This is a genomic window from Comamonas squillarum (assembly GCF_025309455.1).
GTDB lineage: Bacteria > Pseudomonadota > Gammaproteobacteria > Burkholderiales > Burkholderiaceae_C > Comamonas > Comamonas squillarum.
In genome coordinates this window covers 3,367,424-3,385,357 of sequence record NZ_CP104377.1, presented here as the reverse complement: position 1 = coordinate 3,385,357, position 17,934 = coordinate 3,367,424, and the positions used below count along the sequence as shown (strand labels likewise).

The 17,934-nt window shown below is 64.1% G+C and carries 17 protein-coding genes; 6 read left to right on the top strand and 11 right to left on the bottom strand.

The features are described 5' to 3' along the window. Positions 1-335 precede the first annotated feature (335 nt). Complete coding sequence (locus N4T19_RS15770) at positions 336-773, bottom strand: hypothetical protein (RefSeq protein WP_021029029.1); 438 nt, start codon at positions 771-773, stop codon at positions 336-338. A gap of 146 nt (positions 774-919) precedes the next feature. On the opposite strand from N4T19_RS15770, the gene N4T19_RS15765 reads away from it, so the two are divergent. The 3 genes from N4T19_RS15765 (at position 920) to N4T19_RS15755 (ending at position 3,451) form a co-directional block, all read left to right on the top strand. Continuing rightward, positions 920-1,897 (top strand): LysR family transcriptional regulator, encoded by a 978-nt coding sequence (locus N4T19_RS15765; RefSeq protein ID WP_116927621.1) that lies wholly within the window; start codon positions 920-922, stop codon positions 1,895-1,897. A gap of 41 nt (positions 1,898-1,938) precedes the next feature. Beyond that, entirely contained in the window at positions 1,939-2,784 is an 846-nt protein-coding gene (locus tag N4T19_RS15760) for a metallophosphoesterase (RefSeq protein ID WP_116927620.1), read from the top strand. A gap of 244 nt (positions 2,785-3,028) precedes the next feature. Continuing rightward, positions 3,029-3,451 (top strand): universal stress protein, encoded by a 423-nt coding sequence (locus N4T19_RS15755; RefSeq protein WP_116927619.1) that lies wholly within the window; start codon positions 3,029-3,031, stop codon positions 3,449-3,451. Between the two features lie 174 nt (positions 3,452-3,625). Here N4T19_RS15755 and N4T19_RS15750 read toward each other — a convergent pair whose 3' ends face one another. Continuing rightward, positions 3,626-4,570 (bottom strand): LysR family transcriptional regulator ArgP, encoded by a 945-nt coding sequence (locus N4T19_RS15750; protein ID WP_260718488.1) that lies wholly within the window; start codon positions 4,568-4,570, stop codon positions 3,626-3,628. A gap of 87 nt (positions 4,571-4,657) precedes the next feature. Here N4T19_RS15750 and N4T19_RS15745 point away from each other — a divergent pair, with 87 nt between their 5' ends. Further along, entirely contained in the window at positions 4,658-5,992 is a 1,335-nt protein-coding gene (locus tag N4T19_RS15745) for a D-amino acid dehydrogenase (protein WP_313900066.1), read from the top strand. Positions 5,993-6,061: 69 nt separating this feature from the next. Here the strand turns inward: N4T19_RS15745 and N4T19_RS15740 are convergent, their stop codons facing one another. Both N4T19_RS15740 and N4T19_RS15735 read right to left on the bottom strand, forming a co-directional pair. Continuing rightward, positions 6,062-7,162, bottom strand: a complete 1,101-nt coding sequence (locus tag N4T19_RS15740; RefSeq protein WP_182344170.1) for a branched-chain amino acid aminotransferase — start codon at positions 7,160-7,162, stop codon at positions 6,062-6,064. A 238-nt stretch (positions 7,163-7,400) separates the two neighbouring features. Next, positions 7,401-8,210 carry an alpha/beta fold hydrolase gene (locus tag N4T19_RS15735; RefSeq protein ID WP_116927615.1) on the bottom strand — a complete coding sequence of 270 codons (810 nt, stop codon included), beginning with the start codon at positions 8,208-8,210 and terminating at the stop codon, positions 7,401-7,403. 154 nt (positions 8,211-8,364) lie between these two features. Between N4T19_RS15735 and N4T19_RS15730 the strand changes: the two genes are divergently transcribed. Continuing rightward, a complete protein-coding gene (locus N4T19_RS15730) occupies positions 8,365-8,892 on the top strand; it encodes a flavin reductase family protein (RefSeq protein WP_021029037.1) in 528 nt (175 codons plus the stop codon). 61 nt (positions 8,893-8,953) lie between these two features. Here the strand turns inward: N4T19_RS15730 and N4T19_RS15725 are convergent, their stop codons facing one another. Continuing rightward, entirely contained in the window at positions 8,954-9,727 is a 774-nt protein-coding gene (locus N4T19_RS15725; protein ID WP_116927613.1) for a ferredoxin--NADP reductase, read from the bottom strand. Between the two features lie 145 nt (positions 9,728-9,872). Beyond that, the gene (locus tag N4T19_RS15720) at positions 9,873-10,829 is read right to left on the bottom strand and encodes a LysR family transcriptional regulator (protein WP_260718487.1); all 957 of its coding nucleotides are present in this window, start codon (positions 10,827-10,829) and stop codon (positions 9,873-9,875) included. A gap of 87 nt (positions 10,830-10,916) precedes the next feature. Here N4T19_RS15720 and N4T19_RS15715 point away from each other — a divergent pair, with 87 nt between their 5' ends. Next, complete coding sequence (locus N4T19_RS15715) at positions 10,917-12,008, top strand: alpha/beta hydrolase (RefSeq protein ID WP_260718486.1); 1,092 nt, start codon at positions 10,917-10,919, stop codon at positions 12,006-12,008. A 4-nt stretch (positions 12,009-12,012) separates the two neighbouring features. On the opposite strand, the gene N4T19_RS15710 is transcribed toward N4T19_RS15715, so the two are convergent. From N4T19_RS15710 to N4T19_RS15690, 5 genes are read right to left on the bottom strand one after another with little or no spacing between them, the layout of a single operon-like run. Continuing rightward, positions 12,013-12,837 (bottom strand): IclR family transcriptional regulator, encoded by an 825-nt coding sequence (locus N4T19_RS15710; protein WP_116927611.1) that lies wholly within the window; start codon positions 12,835-12,837, stop codon positions 12,013-12,015. 29 nt (positions 12,838-12,866) lie between these two features. After that, a complete protein-coding gene (locus N4T19_RS15705) occupies positions 12,867-14,003 on the bottom strand; it encodes an alpha-hydroxy acid oxidase (protein ID WP_116927610.1) in 1,137 nt (378 codons plus the stop codon). Positions 14,004-14,016: 13 nt separating this feature from the next. Then, a complete protein-coding gene (gene dapA, locus N4T19_RS15700; protein ID WP_116927609.1) occupies positions 14,017-14,931 on the bottom strand; it encodes a 4-hydroxy-tetrahydrodipicolinate synthase in 915 nt (304 codons plus the stop codon). A gap of 6 nt (positions 14,932-14,937) precedes the next feature. After that, positions 14,938-16,701, bottom strand: a complete 1,764-nt coding sequence (locus N4T19_RS15695) for an ABC transporter permease subunit (protein WP_260718485.1) — start codon at positions 16,699-16,701, stop codon at positions 14,938-14,940. Beyond that, positions 16,698-17,792: an ABC transporter ATP-binding protein gene (locus N4T19_RS15690; protein WP_260718484.1), complete on the bottom strand. Its 1,095-nt coding sequence runs from the start codon at positions 17,790-17,792 to the stop codon at positions 16,698-16,700. Before N4T19_RS15690 ends, N4T19_RS15695 begins: the two co-directional genes overlap by 4 nt. Positions 17,793-17,934: the final 142 nt, after the last annotated feature.

The window sequence follows — 17,934 nt, the reverse complement described above, 5'->3', positions numbered from 1 at the left end:
AGCGAAACACAACAAAACCCCGCATGTTTCAGGCATGCGGGGTTTTGTTTTGTGGGAGTGGCGGGCCTTACACCCGCTGGGGCTCAGCGTCAGCGCATCGGTAGGACTGTGGTTTGTTGCATACAGTCGGCACCGCTGAGGGCAGGAAAGCGCTTGCCAACCTTCTTCCAGGCACCTGCCGCTTGTGCTGGCGGAGGTGTTTAGCGATGCCAAGCTGCTGATCCGCTATGGATGGGGGCGACCACCGACAACAAAAAAGCCACGGCATGCCGTGGCTCTTGAAAAGGCAGATCGTGGCTGCCGGCGCTGGGGCTCTGGAGGACCCCCGGCGTTGATCAGTAGTTCTTGTGGTAGAACGAAACCGCTGCGTCGCTCATGGCGCGGTTCAGGTCAGCCATCACGCGGCTGTCTTGCAGGGCCACTTGCCAGGTCTTGTCGTCTTCCAGGGCGCGGCGGTGGCCTTCGTCCCAGCTGCGGCGAGCGGCGCGCAGGCTGCTGCTCAGGTTGCGGGCAGGGGCAGCGAGCAGGGCGATGGCGACAAAGGCGACGGCCCACAGCAGGGCCCAGCCAGCGATCCAGTGGCTGCCGCCAGCGACGGAGTCCACCAGGCGGGTGGCAACCACCAGCACGGCAGCGACCAGCGCGGCCAGCATCAACGATGCGCCAACGCCCTTGGTGCCGAAGGTGGTCTTGAGATGTTCAGCAGCACGTTCCACACGCAGAACGCCCGTGTGCTCGGTAGCCATGTCAGTGTGTACAAAACTGTTGGTCATGATGGATGTCTTTGGGATTAATGCTTCTTTGAAGCGATGAACGAAGTATAGGGTTTACCCTAGACGTTCTCAAATTTATCTTTTGAATCTGTATCATTCATGTCAGTGATGTATTGCGGTTCGCCCAGCGCTGCAAAGGATTGAAAATGCTGCCCCACCAATTTCGGCACCTGGACCTGAACCTCTTGCGTGTATTCGACGAGGTGATGAATGAGCGCAGCCTGACCCGGGCGGCCGACAAGCTGGCCATCACCCAGCCGGCAGTCAGCAATGCGATGCGGCGCCTGCGCGAGGCGCTGCATGACGAGCTTTTGGTGCGCAGCGGCCAGGGTGTGGAGCCCACACCGCTGGCCAATGCGCTGTGGCCGGTGGTGCGCGAATCGCTGGCGCGCCTGCAGGCCAGCTTTGCGCCTGAGCGCTTTGACCCCGCCCATGCGACCCAGGCCTTTGTCGTGGCGATGGCCGATGCCACCGCCGCCACCTTGCTGCCCAGCCTGATGCACATTCTGGAGACCGAGGCACCAGGCGTCTCTGTGCATGTGCAACCACTCACTACCCGTGATCCGCGCGAGGAGCTGGACGCCGAGACGGCGGACCTGGCCGTGGGCTATTTCCCCTTTGTGCTCGCCGAGATGACGGCGCGCGCCCAGTCGGGGGACCTGGTGGATTTCGAGAGCCGGCGCCTCTATGACGGCGAATACCTCTGCGTGATGCGCAAGGACCATCCTTTGAGTGAGGGCTTGCTGACTTTGGAGCGCTACTGCGATGCACGCCATATGCTGGTGAGCTTTTCCGGCCAGCCCTTTGGCTTTTTGGACGAGGCGCTGGCATCGATCGGCCGCAAGCGCCGGGTGGTGCTGACGGTGAACCAGTACTTCACCGCCGCGCGCGTGGTGGCGCGCACCGACCTGCTGACCGTTTTGCCGCGTCACTTTGTGCCTGCCACCGGCATCGCCGATCTGCTGGCCTTCCAGCCGCTGCCGCTGCGCGTCGAGGCCGTGCATGTGGATGCGCTGTGGCGCAGCCGCAGCGGGCATATTCCGCCCTCGGCGCTGGAATGGATGCTGCATGCACTGGAGCGCTCGGCCCGGGCGGCTTTTCCTGACCTGGAATTACCGATGTAGCGGGCTGCAAGGCGCTAAAGCCCATGGTAGGCTAGGCGACCATGCACCTGCAAATTCTGTCCGACCTGCATCTGGAGACCCACCCCCATTTCCGTGCTCAGCCTGCGCCCGGCGCCCAGTTGCTGGTGCTGGCCGGCGACATTGGCTCCTACCAGAATGGCTCGATGCTGGACGATAAGGATTTTGGCCTCACCCAGTTCAGCCCGCAGCAGGCTGGCGGCCATTGGCCCGAGCCGGTAATCCTGGTGCCTGGCAACCACGAGTTTGACAACCAGGATTTCGATGCCGCCCGGCTGCGCCTGCGTGCCAGCTGCGAAAAGTTGGGCATCACGATGCTGGACTGCGACACCCTGATCATCGACGGCGTGCGCTTTATCGGCACCACACTCTGGTCCGACTACGACGCCATTGCCCTGCACAACGGCGTGACCGAGCTGGGCGCGCTGATGAAGCAGCGCGAGAAGGCCTTCAAGGCCGCGAACTTTTACTTGACCAAGGCCCAGATGCAGCGCAACGGCCAGCCCTTTTTGGCCGCCGAGATGCGCGACGAAGCGCTGCGCTGCCAGGAATGGCTGCGCGCCGCACTGGCCGAGCCCTTTGATGGCAAAACCGTCGTCATCACCCACTTTGCGCCCAGCCTGCGCAGCGCCGATCCGCGCTATGGGCTGACGCCCGGAACCGCCGGTTTTTGCAATGTGCTCGATGACCTGCTGCCCTATGCCGACCTCTGGATCCACGGCCACCTGCATGCGCCCAGCGATTACCTGGCCAAAGGCCAGCACAGCGATGGCCGCCCCTGGCAATGCCGGGTCGTGGCCAACCCGCTGGGCTATGCGCGCAAGGGCGAGCAGGAGAGCTTCAATCCGCATTGCCTGGTGGCGGTGTAGCCAGGGTCGATCCACTTCCGGCATTCCCTCTGCCAAGCCCAAATCCAAGGGTTTTTACCTAAATTTGTCGCCGCGCCTGATGCATATCAATGCCCGTTTGACGATAAATCTATATGCTGATACACATGATTTAGCCTGTAAAGCGCGTTCTCGCTGATGGAGCGCGGGTTTGCCAGGCCACAGTCCAGCGTTGGTGGCGCCACCGGTGTTGGGTCCCTCACCCCTTTTTTGAAGGAGTCAAGGCATGCGTATTTTGTTGGCCGTTGATGGCAGCCCCTACACCCAGAAGATGCTCGATTACCTGGCAGCGCACGCAGAGTGGCTGACGCCCAACCACCATTACACGGCGCTCACGGTGCAGCCCCTGCTGCCGCCCCGGGCTGCCAAGGCCTTGGGCAAGGCGCTGGTGGACGACTACCACAGCGAAGAGGCGCAGAAGGTGCTGGTGCCGGTGCAGGAGTTTCTGGCCGCCCACCAGGTCAAGGCCGTGGCCGAGACTGCCGTAGGCCCGATCTCCCAGACCATTGCCGAGACGGCCGATAAGGGCGGCTATGACCTGCTGATCATGGGCACCCGCGGCCATGGTGCGCTGGCCAAGCTGGTGCTGGGCTCGGTGGCGACCCAGGTGCTGGCCGAGAGCAAGCTGCCGGTATTGCTGATTCGGTAAATGGATCAGATCATGCGTCTGTCATTTGCTATTCACCATATAGCAATACTTGGCGCGGATACTGCGCATGCAATGGATGTCACTGATGAGGGAGGGATGGAACCACCGGTGCGATGAATGCCTGTGGACATCCGGAAACTGCTTGCATCCCCCTGGGGGTGCAGGCAGTTTTTTTTATGCCTTGACCATGGCGCGAGCGGCCGCCGTGGGCGGCGCCAGGCTGCTCTTGGCGCTGTGCACCATCGCATCGCTCAGGGCGCCCAGCAAGGCCGACTGCAGGTTCCAGCAGTGCCAGTACAGGTCGACGCGCAGCACCTGGGTCTCGGCCACATTGACCAGGCGGCCATCGGCGAGGTAGGGGCGGGCCAGCAGCTCGGGCACCACGCCCACGCCCCAGCCAGCGGCCACGGCGCGCACCTGAGCTTCGGAGTTGGGCACATAGAGCTGGTGCAGGCCGACGGTCTTGAGGCCCATCGCGCGGGCGACAAACACGCGCTGCATGTCGTCCTTGCGGTTGTAGCTCAAAAACGGCAGGTGCTTGAAGTTGCTGCGGTTGATTCCTTGCGGCACATGCTGCTGGGCAAAGGCGGGCGATGCCACGGCGATGTAGTGCATCGCGCCCAGCGCGGTCACGCGGCAGCCGCGCAGCGCCTGCGGCATGGTGGTGACGCAGCCGAGCACCTCGCCGGTGCGCAGCAGCTCCAAGGTGTGGTCCTGGTCGTCGGTGATGATCTCCAGCGGCAGCTGCTGCAGCGCGATGTCCTGCAGTGCATCGAGCGCCCAGGTGGCAATGCTGTCGGCATTGATGGCAATCGAGATGGCCTCGTCATGCGCATTGCGGCGCATGGTGTGGGGCAGCAGGCTGTGCAGCTCCTGCTCCAGGTCGGTGCGCAGCAGCCGCAGCTGCTGGGTGTGCTTGAGCAGCAGCTGGCCGGCAGCGGTGGGCCGCAGCGGGCGGCTGCGCACCACCAGCACCGAGCCGATCTGTGCCTCCAGTGCGCGCAGCCGCTGCGAGACGGCCGATTGCGTCACATTCAGGCGCAGCGCGGCCTTCTCGAAACCGCCTTCTTCAATCACGGCGGCCAGGCATTCCAGCGCGATAGGGTCCAGGTTGCTCATGGGGCTCCAGTATTAGTAGAACTGATGAATCCTGAAGAAGTTTAATTGCACTTTATGTTACAGCCAAGATGCCAGACACTGAGAGGCATGAAAGTCATCATCCTCGGCGCCGGCATCATCGGCACCAGCACTGCCTGGCATCTGCTGCAACTCGGCCACGACGTCACCGTCGTGGATCGCCAACCGGACGCGGCGCTGGAGACCAGCTATGCCAATGCCGCGCAGATCTCGGTGAGCTACTGCGAGCCCTGGGCCAACAAGCATGCCCCGCTCAAGGCGCTCAAGTGGATGTTCGACAAGGAGGCGCCGCTGCTGCTGCGCCCGCATGCCGATCCGCATCAATGGCGCTGGCTCACGCAGTTTCTGGCCGAGTGCAATGACCGCTCCTTTGCCCGCAATGTGCAGCAGATCGTTGCGCTCGGTGCCTACAGCCACAACGCCTTGAAGGCCGTGGTGGCCCAGACCGGCATCCAGTTCAACCGGCTCGAGCGCGGCATTGCCCACTTCTTCACCAGCGACGAAGCGGTGCAGGATGCGCAGATGGCCGTCGACCTGATGCGCCAGTACGGTGTGAACCGCCGCATGGTCAGCACCGAAGAGTTTTTGAAGATCGAGCCCGCCTTCAAGCCCTATGCCGCGCATATCAAGGGCGGCACCTTTACCGAGAGCGACGAGAGCGGCGATGCGCGCGTGTTCACGCAAAAGCTCGCCCAGCTCTGCGCCCAGGGCGGTGTGCAGTTTCTCTACAACCACCGTGTCGAGCGGCTGAATGTGGCCGGTGGCGCGATCGACTCGGTCACCGTGCGCGCCACCGCAGCAGGCGCAGACAGCAGCCCGCGCACCTTGCAGGGTGATGCCGTCATCGTCGCCTGCGGCAGCTATACCGCGCCGCTGTTGCGCACCTTGGGCCTGAATGTGGCCATCTACCCGGGCAAGGGTTACAGCGCCACCTTGCCGATCTTGAAGCCTGAGGCCGCGCCCTTTGTCAGCTGCATTGACGATGGCAACAAGCTGGCGATGAGCCGCCTGGGCAACCAGCTGCGCGTGGCCGGCACGATCGAGCTCAACGGTTTTGACAGCTCGCTGGACAGCCCCCTGGCCAAGGCCCGCTGCCACATGCTGGCGCGCCGCATCGAGGAGCTGATGCCCGGCGTCTGCGACACCCGCCTGCCTGAGCAGGGCGGCAACCCGCAGTTCTGGACCGGCCTGCGCCCCGCTACGCCCACCAATATTCCGTTCATCGGCCGCACCAAGATCGGCAAGCTCTGGATCAATGCCGGCCACGGCACCTTGGGCTGGACCCATGGCGCCGGCAGCGGCAAGGCGATGGCCGAGCTGGTGAGCGGGCGCATGCCGGAGATGCGCTTTGGCTTCTATGGCTTCGAGAGCGACAGCAAGCGCCAGACTGCCGTCGCTGTGTAAAGGTCTCACAGCACCGTGAAAAAAGGGCCGCACACTGTGCGGCCCTTTGGCGTTTATATCGCGGACGGATCAGGCGTCCAGACGCACCAGCCAGCCGTGGCGGTCCGGGGCGCGGCCGTACTGGATATCGGTCAGTTCCTTGCGCAGGGCCATCGTGACTTCGCCAGCGGGGGCCGACAGGTCGCCCACCGAGAAGCCCTCGCCCTTGAGCTGGCCGATGGGGGTGATCACGGCAGCGGTACCGCAGGCAAACACTTCGGTGATCTCACCGGAGGCCACGCCCTGCTTCCACTCGTCCACAGCGATCTTGCGCTCTTCGACCACCATGCCACGGTCGCGTGCCAGTTGCAGCAGCGAGTCGCGGGTGATGCCTTCCAGAATGCTGCCCGACAGCGCAGGCGTGACCAGCTTGTTTTGCTTGCCGTAGACCAGGAACACGTTCATGCCGCCCAGCTCTTCGAGGTACTTGCCTTCGGCAGGATCGAGGAACAGCACCTGCGAGCAGCCGTTGTCCTGGGCTTGCTGCTGGGGCAGCAGCGAAGCGGCATAGTTGCCGCCGCACTTGGCAGCGCCGGTGCCGCCCTTGGCCGCGCGGGCATAGTCGGTCGACAGCCAGATCGCCACGGGCGCCACGCCCTTGGCAAAGTAGGGGCCGGCGGGGCAGGCGATCACATAGTAGGTGGCCTTGTGGGCGCTGCGCACGCCCAGGAAGACTTCGTCACCGATCATGAAGGGGCGCAGGTACAGGCTCGCTTCGTTGCCGCTGGGCACCCAGTCCTTGTCCACGGCGATGATCTGCTTGAGCGATTCGACAAAAACATCGACCGGCAGCTCCGGCAGCGCCAGGCGGCGGGCGGAGCGTTGCAGGCGCTCGGCATTGGCCTGGGGGCGGAAGGTCCAGACCGAGCCATCGGCATGGCGGTAGGCCTTGATGCCTTCAAAGATTTCCTGGCCGTAGTGCAGCACGGCAGCGGCGGGGTCCAGCGCAATCGGGCCGTACGGGGTCACGGCCGCATCGCGCCAGCCGCCCTCTTTGTCCCAGTGCACCGAGACCATGTGGTCGGTGAAGTGCAGACCAAAACCCGGGTTGTCCAGAATCTTGGCGCGCTCTTGGGCGCTGCGTGGCTGGCTCGATGGGGTGACGGCAAAGGTCAGGGAAGAGGGGGACACGGGACTAATCCTTCAGTTGGCAACAGGGACAGCAGCGTCCTGTGGGGAGCCGCTGCCGATCATGGTGGCCGTCCGCCAGCCTGGAGAGGCTCCAGGAAAGTGACGGGCTGCACGCCAAACCCCATAGCATGCCAGTTTTTTGCCCCGGTGGCGCCCAGCGGGCTGCATTGCCAGGATGGCAAGTCAACCACCTGCAGAGGCAAACCGCCGCCGCAGGCGCCGGATTTACGGGTTTTTCCTAGTGCACCGTGGCGCGCTGGGTCGCCAAAAAGTCGAGCAGCAGGCCTTCGAAGGCATCGGGGCTCTCCAGCTGGGGCCAGTGGCCAACGCCCTCCAGACGGGCATGCCGAGCGTCGGGCAGTTGGTCTGCCAGCGCCTGCATGCGCTGGGGTGGCATGCAGACATCCTGGCCGCCGCTCACCAGCAGGCAGCGCTGGCTGAGGTGGGGCAGGCGCTCGGCCAGGGTGCTGGGGCCGGCCAGCATCTCCAGCATGCGGCCATAGGCCAGCGGCTGGATCTGGGTGATCGCGTGGCGCGCCAGCTGCAGCCCTTCGGGCAAGGCCTGCTGGCCCGATTGCAGCTGCACCAGCAGCTCGGCAAAGCGCTGCATCTGCACCGCCTCGGTGCTGGCCTGCTGCTGGCACTGGGCCAGCAATTGCTGGCGCGTCTGCACCCAGTGCTGCTGGCTGTCCGCCTCCAGCGCCGGGCCGCCGGCCACCAGGGTCAGGCTGCGCACGCGGGTGGGGTGGCGCAGGGCCAGCTCGGCGGCCACCATCGCGCCCATGCCATGGCCGACGATATGGGCGCGGCCAATCTTCAGCGCTTCGAGCAGGCCATCCGCCGTGGCGGCCAGCGCCTTCAGGCTGTAGCCGCCATAGGGTGGCGGGTTGGCATGGTAGCCAGGCATGTCCCAGGCGATCGCGCGGTAGCCCTGGCTGGCGAGCAGCTCCACCTGCGGGGCAAAGCCCAGGTGGTCGGTGTCGGCATCGTGGAGCATCAGCACCGTCGGGCCACTGCCAAGCATCGCGAAGTTGGGAATCAAGGACATAGGTTTGCTTCTCGCCGTGTATTTCCCCTGCAGATGCGGCCCGCCTGCCTTGTTTTCAAGCACCTACGCGCGCAGGGGCCTCGCCCCCTGGCCGATAATGACCCCATCCATGCTTTTGACGGCATGGCGTCTGCCCCTGCCGTCTGCCTGCCCCGTGAACCGCTCCCTCCCCCCTGAACACCTGCAATCGCCTGTTTCTGCCTCGTTTTCCGAACGTGAGTTTCGCAATGCGCTGGGCCAGTTCGCCACCGGGGTGGCTGTGGTCACGGCACTGGCGCCCGATGGCAACAAGGTCGGGCTGACGATCAGCTCCTTCAATTCCGCATCGCTCACCCCGCCACTGGTGCTGTGGAGCCTGATGAAAACCGCCTCGTCAATGCCGGTGTTCGAGACCGTGAGCCACTACGCGATCAATGTGATGGGCGCGCACCAGAAGGAGCTGGCCCTGCAGTTCAGCCGCAAGGGCATCGACCGCTGGGCGGGCGTGGAGTATGAAGTGGGCGTGACCGGCGTGCCGCTGCTTGCGGGCGCCATTGCCAGCTTTGAGTGCCGCAACGGCCCGCACCATGATGCGGGCGACCATGTGATCCTCGTTGGCGAGGTTGCGCACTGCCAGCATGTGGTGGGCGTGCCGCCGCTGCTCTACCACGGTGGCAATTTCTACACCGAGCAGCTGATCTAATCTGCGCTGCAGGCAACAAAAAACGACCCGAGGGTCGTTTTTTGCTGGGCGGGGGCGCTGCTTACTTCTCGACGAAGGCGCGCTCGACGACAAAGTCGCCGGGTGTCGAGGTATTGCCTTCCTTGAAGCCCTTGGCTTCAAGCAGTTCCTTCAGCTCAGCGAGCATCGCGGGGCTGCCGCAGAGCATCACGCGGTCGGTGTCCGGGTTCAGTTCGGGCAGGCCGATGTTCTGCGGGAAGGTGCCGGCGGTGATCTGGTTGGAGATACGGCCCTGGTTGCGGAAAGGCTCGCGCGTCACCGTCGGGTAGTAGACCAGCTTGTCCTTGACGATTTCGCCGAGGAACTCATGGTTGGGCAGCTCTTCTTCGAGCAGCTGCTGGTAGGCCAGCTCCTGGACCTGGCGCACGCCGTGCACCACAACGACCTTTTCGAAGTGGTCATAGGTCTCGGGGTCGCGCGCCACCGACAGCCAGGGCGCCAGGCCCGTGCCGGTGCCGATCAAATACAGGTTCTTGCCCGGCAGCAGGTAATCGACCAGCAAGGTGCCCGTGGGCTTTTTGCCGACGATGATGGTGTCACCCACCTGGATGTGCTGGAGCTTGCTGGTCAGCGGGCCGTCATCGACCTTGATCGACAGGAACTCCAGGTGCTCCTCGTAGTTGGGGCTGGCGATGGAATAGGCACGCAGCAGGTTCTTGCCATCGACCTTCAGGCCAATCATCGTGAAGTGGCCGCTGGAAAAACGCAGCGCGGGATCACGGGTGGTCGTGAAGGAGAACAAACGATCGGTCCAGTGGTGAACAGACAGGACACGTTCTTCGAGAAAGGCGCTCATAGCAGTGCAGTAGTCAGTTGGTCTTGTGTATATCTATAAACGCTATTGTTCACTATTCATACAACTTAAACGTCATATGGACATATCGGCGCGTTGTGAGCGGGGTTTTTAGCCAATAAGCGAAGGCTGCGCAGCCCTGAAACACTCAAGCGGATGGTCCGGTGTGCGCTGCATTCTGATGTTTGGCTGTGGCCGCCACTAAATCGCGGAGCCACACGCAACCCGGATCTTCGTGGCTGCGTTCATGCCACAGCATGCGATAGCCAAAGCCGGGCAATTCAAGCGGTGGCTTCAAAAGCCGGAGGCCATTGGTGTCCGCAAGCGCAGTCGCGACCCGCGTGGGCAGGGTGACGATCAAATCCGAGGCAGCACTGACCAGGCCCGCCGTGGCAAAGTAGGGGAGCGACAGAGCGATATGCCGTTTCTGGTGACAGGCAGCCAGGGCATCATCCACTTCGCCCGTCCGCCCACCAAAGATGCTGACCAGCGCGTGCGGCCACGCGACAAACTCTTCCAGACTGAGCACCTCGTCTGCGCGCGCCTCTTGGTTTACCAGCAAGGGGTGGTTTGTTCGCAGCACGCAGGAATAGGTCTCCCGAAACAGCGGGCGGGTTCTCAGCGTGCCCGCAACCGGATCGTCGCTGTACAGAACGAAGTCCACCTGGCCCGCATTGAGCAGCTCAAAAACCGCATCGGAAAACGGGATCACTTCGATGCCGGCCAAAGGGGCTTGTTGTGCGAAAGCTTGCATCAAGCTGGGCAGCACCGCGACTGCGCCGTAGTCGGTGGTAGCAACGCTGAACACGCGCCTGGTGGTGGCCGGGTCAAACACTGCGGGTGCTACACATTCTTCCAGCTGGTGCAGCAATGCGGCAAGCGGTGCCGACAGCGCTTGCGCACGCAACGTGGGTGCCATGCCTCCAGCCACCCGTACCAGCAGTTTGTCGCCCAGTTGCAGACGCAGCTTGGCCAGCGCTCGGCTCACCGCAGGCTGGCTCATATGCAATCGCTCTGCCGTTCTGGTAACACTGCCTGTGTCCAAAAGCACACGCAGCACCACCAGCAAATTGAGGTCAATACGCCTAATATCCATTTCGCGCATAACCAAGATTCTAACTATTCATTAGGAGAAATATACGCCTTCGCCAACACTTCGAACCCTTGCAAATGGCAAAGAAAGTCAAGTCCCATGTCCTTTCCACGTATCTTCAGCAGCGTTGCCCTGATCGCTGGCCTCACCGCTGGCAATGCCCAGGCTGCTGCTCCCGCCTCTCAGGCTGACTCTCGCGCGGCCTTCCAAACCCAGGCCTGGGGTGCCAGTGGCCGCATTGCCAACACGCACTATGCGGTCGAGCAGGTGCGGTTCCTGTCGCAAGGCACCGAAATCGTTGGCAACCTGTTGCTGCCCAGTGGGCATGTGGGGCCTCGACCTGCGGTGGCGGTGATGGGCCCCGTCGGCTTTGTCAAAGAGCAATCACCGATGCAATACGCTACACGGCTGGCGCGGGAAGGCTTTGTGGTGCTGGTGTTTGACCCGCGTTACCACGGCGAAAGCGCCGGCACGCCAAGGCGGCTGGAGAGCGGAGCGGCCAAGACGCAGGACCTGCAAGCAGCGTTGGAGTATCTCGCCCAGCGGGCGGAGGTGGACAGCGCGGCGCTGCATCTGCTGGGTATCTGCCAGGGCGTGAACTGGGCGGTGGATGCTGCCATCACCGAGCCGCGCGTGCGGTCGGTGGCGCTGGTGGCCGGGCACTACCTCACGCCCCAGACGGCATTGATGTACCTGGGCAGCGAGCAGGAGATCGAGCGCCGCGCCGCACGCTCACAGGCTGCCCTAAAGCAGTTTCAGGAATCCGGTGCCGTGGATTACATCCCGGTCGTCTCGGAGCGGCCCACTCCGCCCAACCCGGATGCACTGCTGAAGGCGTCTGCGGTTCAGCAGTTCTACAGCCGCTGGGCCGACCGGCATGCGTTCTGGAACTTCCATGGTCTGTGGGAAAACCGGATCGCCATGATGTCGGAGGCTGGCATCTGGGGGCACCGCGCCGATCAGGCCATGGCCAAGCTCAGCACCCCCACGCTGATGGTGCATGCGGACCGTGCGGCAAGCGGGCCTGACATCCCACGGCGGCTGTTTGCATCCATTCCTGCGGCCAGCAAGGAACTCGTCTGGCTCGGCCAGGAAAACCAGATGCAGTTCTACGAAGACCCCATCACGCTCGACCGCGTGACACCGGAACTCACGCGTTTCTATCACTCCCAGACCGTCCGTACCAGGTGAATGTCTAGAAATTATCCAGGATATTGGAGATCGAGGTCGCCGCCAGCAGCACATGGGGCAGCAGCTCGGCCTCGGCCTTGGCCGTGCCCCAGCGGGTGGAGGGGGCCGAGATGGTAATGGCGCCAATGGGCACACCGCCCCGGCCGGTAATGGCGGCGGCCACCGAGATATCGCCCACCACAGTCTGGTTCTGCACAATCGCATAACCGTCGCGCTCGGCGTCTTCAATGCGGCGCAGCAGCTCCTCGGGGTCGGTCATGGTCTGGGCGGTAATCTTGACCAGCGGGGTCGATTCGATCAGGCGCAGCCGCTCGTCCATCGGCAGCTTGGCCATCATCGCGCGGCCCGAGGCGGTATAGGCCGCAGGCAGGCGCGAGCCCACGGCAAAGTCCGAGTTGTAGATGTAGCGGCCCGGCACCTTGGCGATAAAGACCACCTCGTTGCCATCCATCTCCTGCAGGTTCGAGGTCTCGCCCAGGGTGTGGGTCATCTCGATCAGATAAGGGTAGGCGCGCTCGACGATGCGTTGCGAGCGCAGGTAGTTGTAGGACAGGCGCAGCACCTCAGGCGCGAGCGTGTAGAGGTTGGAGCCAGGCAGGCGCCGGATGTAGCGCAGTTTTTCCAGGGTGAAGATGATGCGCTGGGTGGCACTGCGGTCGAGCTGGGCGGCGCGGGCAATCTCGGCGAGCGACATCTCGCGGTGGGTGTCGCGAAAGGCCTCCAGCACCTGGAAGGCCTTGGCCAGCGAGCCGACAAACAATGAGGATTCACGGGCGGTGGGTTCAACGCTTGCTACGGGCTCGGCAATGCTGTGTGTGGTTTTAGGCATCGTAAAAAGCGGCTGTCTCGGGTCACTGTCTAGTATTTTTGCAGAAAGGTCGCGTCCAGCCTCGTGGCCTGCGGGGCGCCCAGCAATCGGAGGGTGGTCTCCAGCTCGGTGCGCAGTATCTCCAGCACTTCGGCCACGCCCTGGGGCCCGCGCGAGGCCAGTCCGTAAAGGGGCGCGCGCCCCAGCAGAACGGCATCGGCCCCCAGCGCCCGGGCTTTGGCGATGTCACTGCCGCGGCGCACCCCGCCATCGACAAAGATATGCATCTTGCCATGAACGGCGTCGGCAATCTGCGGCAGTTGCGCCATGGGCGCGGGTGCGCACTCCAGCTGGCGCCCGCCGTGGTTGCTGACCACGATGCCATCGGCGCCCGCCTGCAGCGCGCGCCGGGCATCCTGGGCGCTGAGCAGGCCCTTGACGATGACCGGGCCCTGCCAGTGGCGCCGCACCCAGGCCAGGTCTTCCCAGCGCAGGGCCATGTCCATCTCGCGGCTCATTGCGGCGGCCTGCTTCTGGATATTGCTCTCCACCCCGGCGCTGCGCGCCAGGTTGACCAGCTGCGGCGAGCCGCCCTGGCGCAGCATGCGCAGGCACCAGCGCGGGTGGCTGAGCAAATCGGCCAGCAGCCTGGGCGTCCAGGGCACGGGCATGCGAAAGCCGTTGCGCACATCGTGGTCGCGCTTGCCATGCACCATGGTGTCCACGGTCAGCATCAGCGCGCTAAAGCCCGCCGCCTGCGCGCGCGCCATCATGCTCTGCGCAATGCGCCGGTCCTTTTGCACATAGAGCTGCAGCCACAGATCGCCCGGGCTGGCGGCGCGCACATCCTCCAACAGCGACGTGGAGGCGGTCGACATCACAAAGGGCAGGCCGGCGGCATGCGCTGCGCGGGCCAGCACCTGCTCGGCCTGGGGCCAGTACAGGCCGTTGAGCCCGGTGGGCCCGACAAAGGCCGGCATGGCCTGCTTGCGGCCAAACAAGGTGATGCTGGTGTCCACCTGGCTGACATCGACCATGGCGCGCGGCAAAAAGGTGACATCGCCCCAGGAGGCGAGGTTACGTGCCATGCTGCGGCCGTCTTCGGCGCCGCCTTCGAGGTAGTCAAAGGCAAAGCGGGACAGGCGCTGGCGGGCCAGCACGCGGTAGTCTTTGATGGCGGGCAGCATCGCGGGTGCTCGCTCAGGCCAGCTGGCGCTCGGCCTGCAGCCGCACTGTCAGCGCCTCGCGCAGGCGGGCGGACAGATCGGGGTTGCAATCGACCAGCGGGGCCAGCAGGTGCGGGGCCTGCACACCCACCAGGTCCCAGACCGACTTCATCGGGCCGGGGTTGGTTTCGGCAAAAGCCAGGTCCAAGAGGCCAATCAGCTCCTGGTGCAGGGCCAGCGCTTCTTCGGTCTTGCCGCTGGTCAGCAGCGCGTACATGCGGGTCCAGGTCTTGGGCAGCAGGTTGGCCGTCACGATGATGCCGCCCTGGGCGCCGCAGAGCATCTGCGCGGGGAAGATGGTGTCCTCGCCGCTCAGCACCGCAAAGCTGGCATCCACGCCCTGGACCACCTTGAGGAAGTGGTACATGTCGGTGTTGCAGGCCTTCATGCCGATGATGTTCTCGTGGCGCGAGAGCTCGTGCAGCACTTCGGGCGCGATCGAGATGCGGGTGCGGTAAGGGATCTCGTAGATCACCACGGGCAGCGGCGAGGCATCGGCATAGCGCATGAAGTAGTCGCGGATGCCTTGCTGCGATGGCGTGGTGTAGTACGGCGTGAGCAGCATCAGCGCGTCGGCGCCGGCATCGGCCAGCGCCTGGCCCGAGGCAATGGCGTCGTGGTAGCCGGGGTCGAGCACGCCGGCCAGCACCGGCAGGTCGGCGGCCTGGTGCTCGCGCACCGTGGCCACCATGCGGGCCCGCTCGGCGCGCGACAGGGCGCCGTACTCGCCGGTGCCACCCAGCGGCACGGTGCCGCTGATGCCGCTGCCTTGCAGGTGGGCGAGCAGCGCACGCACGGCCTGGGTGTCGATCTGGCCGTCGGCGGTCACGGGCGTGGCCAGTGCCGGGAAGATGCCGCGGAGTTGCTCAGAGGTGATACGTGTAGTCATGGTTCATCAATTCAAAGAAGCGGCGGAGCGGCGACGCAGCCAGTCCGCACAGGTGATCAAAATGCCGATGAAGGCGAACAGGCAGGTCGAGACGGCGGCGATCACCGGCGAGATCTGCAATGTCACTTCATCCCAGAACTGCTTGGGCAGGGTGGAGCTCAGGCCCCCCGAGGCAAACAGCGAGATGGTCAGCTCGTCAAACGAGGTGGCAAAGGCAAACAGGAAGGACGAGGTCAGGCCGGCGGCAATGATTGGGAAGGTCACGTAGCGCAAGGTCTGCCAGGGGCGCGCGCCCAGGCTTTGGGCGGCCATGTCCAGGCGCGTGTCGTAGTTGCGCAGCACGGCCATCATCGTCATCACCACATAGGGGATGGCGATGACGGTATGCCCCAGCACCAGACCCAGCGAGGTGCCCACCAGGCCCACCTTGGAGAAGAAATAGAACATGCCCACGGCAATGATCATGCGCGGGATGATCAGCGGCGACAGCACAAAGGCCAGCAGCAAGGCCTTGCCGCGCATCTGGCCGCGCACCAGCAAGAAGGCCACTGGCGTGCCCACAGCCATGGCGGCCAGCGCGGCAAAAAAGCCCACGACAAAGCTGCGCACCGTGGCGTTGATCCACAGCGGCGAGGCCAGCATGTCCTGGTAGTGCTGCAGGGTAAAGCCCTGGGGCGGCCAGTTCAGGCCCGACTTGTCGGCAAACGAGATCGGGATCATCAAGAGCGCAGGCACGCTCAGGAACACCAGCAGGGCCACCACGCTGGCGCGCAGCACAAAGGAATCCCCCTGCTGCAGATCGCGTTTGCGCGAGCGCGGCACCAGCGCAATCAGCCGGTCGCTGATGCTGCCGAACAGGCCCAGCACCATCTCGGACAGCTGGCGCATGAAACCGCTGCTGTGGTTGCTCTTGTCCGACTGCGCGCCCGTCATCGTCGACAGACCCAGCACCTTGTCATAGATCGCAAAAACGATCAGCACGACGATCAGCAGCAGCACCGAGATGGCGCCGGCAAAGCCCCAGTTCATCACCTGCATCACCTGCTCGATGATCAGCTGGGTGATCATGGTCTCCTTGCGGCCACCCAGCAGCTGCGGCACGATGAAAAAGCCCACGGCGGTGACAAAGACCATGATCGCGCCCGCTGCCACGCCGGGCATGGACAGAGGAAAGTACACGCGCCAGAAGGCCGTGCCCGGGCGGGCACCCAAGGTGAGCGCGGCACGCGGCAGGTTGCGGTCGATGTTCTCCATCACCGAGAGCATGGTCAGCACGGCCAGCGGCATCAGCGCATGGACCATGCCCACGAGCACGGCGCCAAAGCTGTAGAGCATGTTCGACGGCGCATCCTGCAGGCCCAGCGCCAGCAGCAGCTGGTTGGCCAGGCCATTGCGGCCCAGCACAACGATCCAGGCGAAGGCGCGCACCAGAAAGCTGGTCCAGAACGACAGCAGAATCCAGAACACCCAGCGGCTTTTCTTGTCCTTTTGCAGCGACGAGACCAGGTAGGCAATCGGGTAGCCGCCCACGATGGACAAGAGCGCCGTGACCAGCGAGATCTTCAAGGTGATCCACATGGTATCCAGGTAGACCGAAGAGCTGAACAGCTGGCTGTAGTTGTTCCACTTGAAGCTGCCGTCGCTGTAGATGCTCAGCAGCAGCAACTGGCCCACCGGGTAGACCAGCAGCACCAGAAACAGCATGACCAGCGGTGCGGCCATCATCAGCGGCCTCAGCCAGGCGGCACGGGGGGTGGCGGCGCTGTTCATGCGGGCTCCGGGACGGCCACGGCGTCGCTGCTGGACCAGCCAAAGTCCAAGGTGCTGCCCAGCGCGTGGTCATGCTTGGCGATGGAGGTCGGGAAGGACAGCACCACCGGCTCGCTGCTGAGCGCTGGCGCCTTCAGGTAGAGCTTGGTGAGGCTGCCGGTGATCATCGTGTCGAGCAGCTGGCCGCTGAAGCGCTCGCTGGTGCCCTGGGCCGCAGCTGCGGCGGCCATGTTCTGCGGGCGCACCATCACGCAGACCTTGGCGCCGGTGGCCAGCGGTTGGTCGGCCGAGGCCAGCAGCTCGGTGTTGGTGCCGTTCAAGGCGACGCGGGCCTGGCCGCCCTGGCTGGACACCACCGTGCCCTTGAACAGATTGCTCTCACCCAGAAAATCGGCCACAAACGGCGTGCGCGGGCGGAAGTACAGGTCTGCGGGCGAGCCCAGCTGCTCAATGCGGCCGCCGTTCATCAGGCAGATGCGGTCCGACATGGTCATCGCCTCTTCCTGGTCGTGGGTCACATAGACGATGGTGGTGCCGGCCTCGCGGTGGATGCGCTTGATCTCCAGCTGCATGTGCTCGCGCAGCTTCTTGTCCAGCGCGCCCAGGGGCTCATCCATCAGCACGATCGAGGGCTTGTAGACCAGGCAACGCGCCAGCGCAATGCGCTGCTGCTGGCCGCCCGACAACTCTTTGGGAAAGCGCTGCGCCACATGGGGCAGGTGCACCAGCTCCAGCGCCTCCATGGCGCGCTTCATCGCGGTGGCGCGGTCCAGCTTGCGCATCTTCAGCGGAAAGGCGATGTTCTCGGCAATCGTCATGTGCGGGAACAGCGCATAGTTCTGGAACACCATGCCGATGTCTCGCTCATAGGGCGCGCCATAGGTCACATCCTTGCCATTGATCAGCAGATGGCCGCCATCGGGCACGGACAGGCCGGCGATCATGCTCAGCAAGGTGGTCTTGCCCGAGCCCGAAGGGCCCAGCAAGGTCAGGAACTCGCCTTCGGGCACTTCCAGGTTGGTGGGGTGCAGCGCGACAAAGGAGCCGTAGCGCTTGGTCAGGCCCGCAATCGACAGTTTTATATTCTTCATTTCAATCTTCTCCATTGCACCGGGGCGCAACGAATGAACCAACGGAGGCTCTGCAAAACCCTCGCCTGGGGCAGGGAGCTTTGCAGAGACTCCCACATGCCTGCAGCGGCGTGCCGCTGCAGGCTTCGTCATCGCTGGCGGG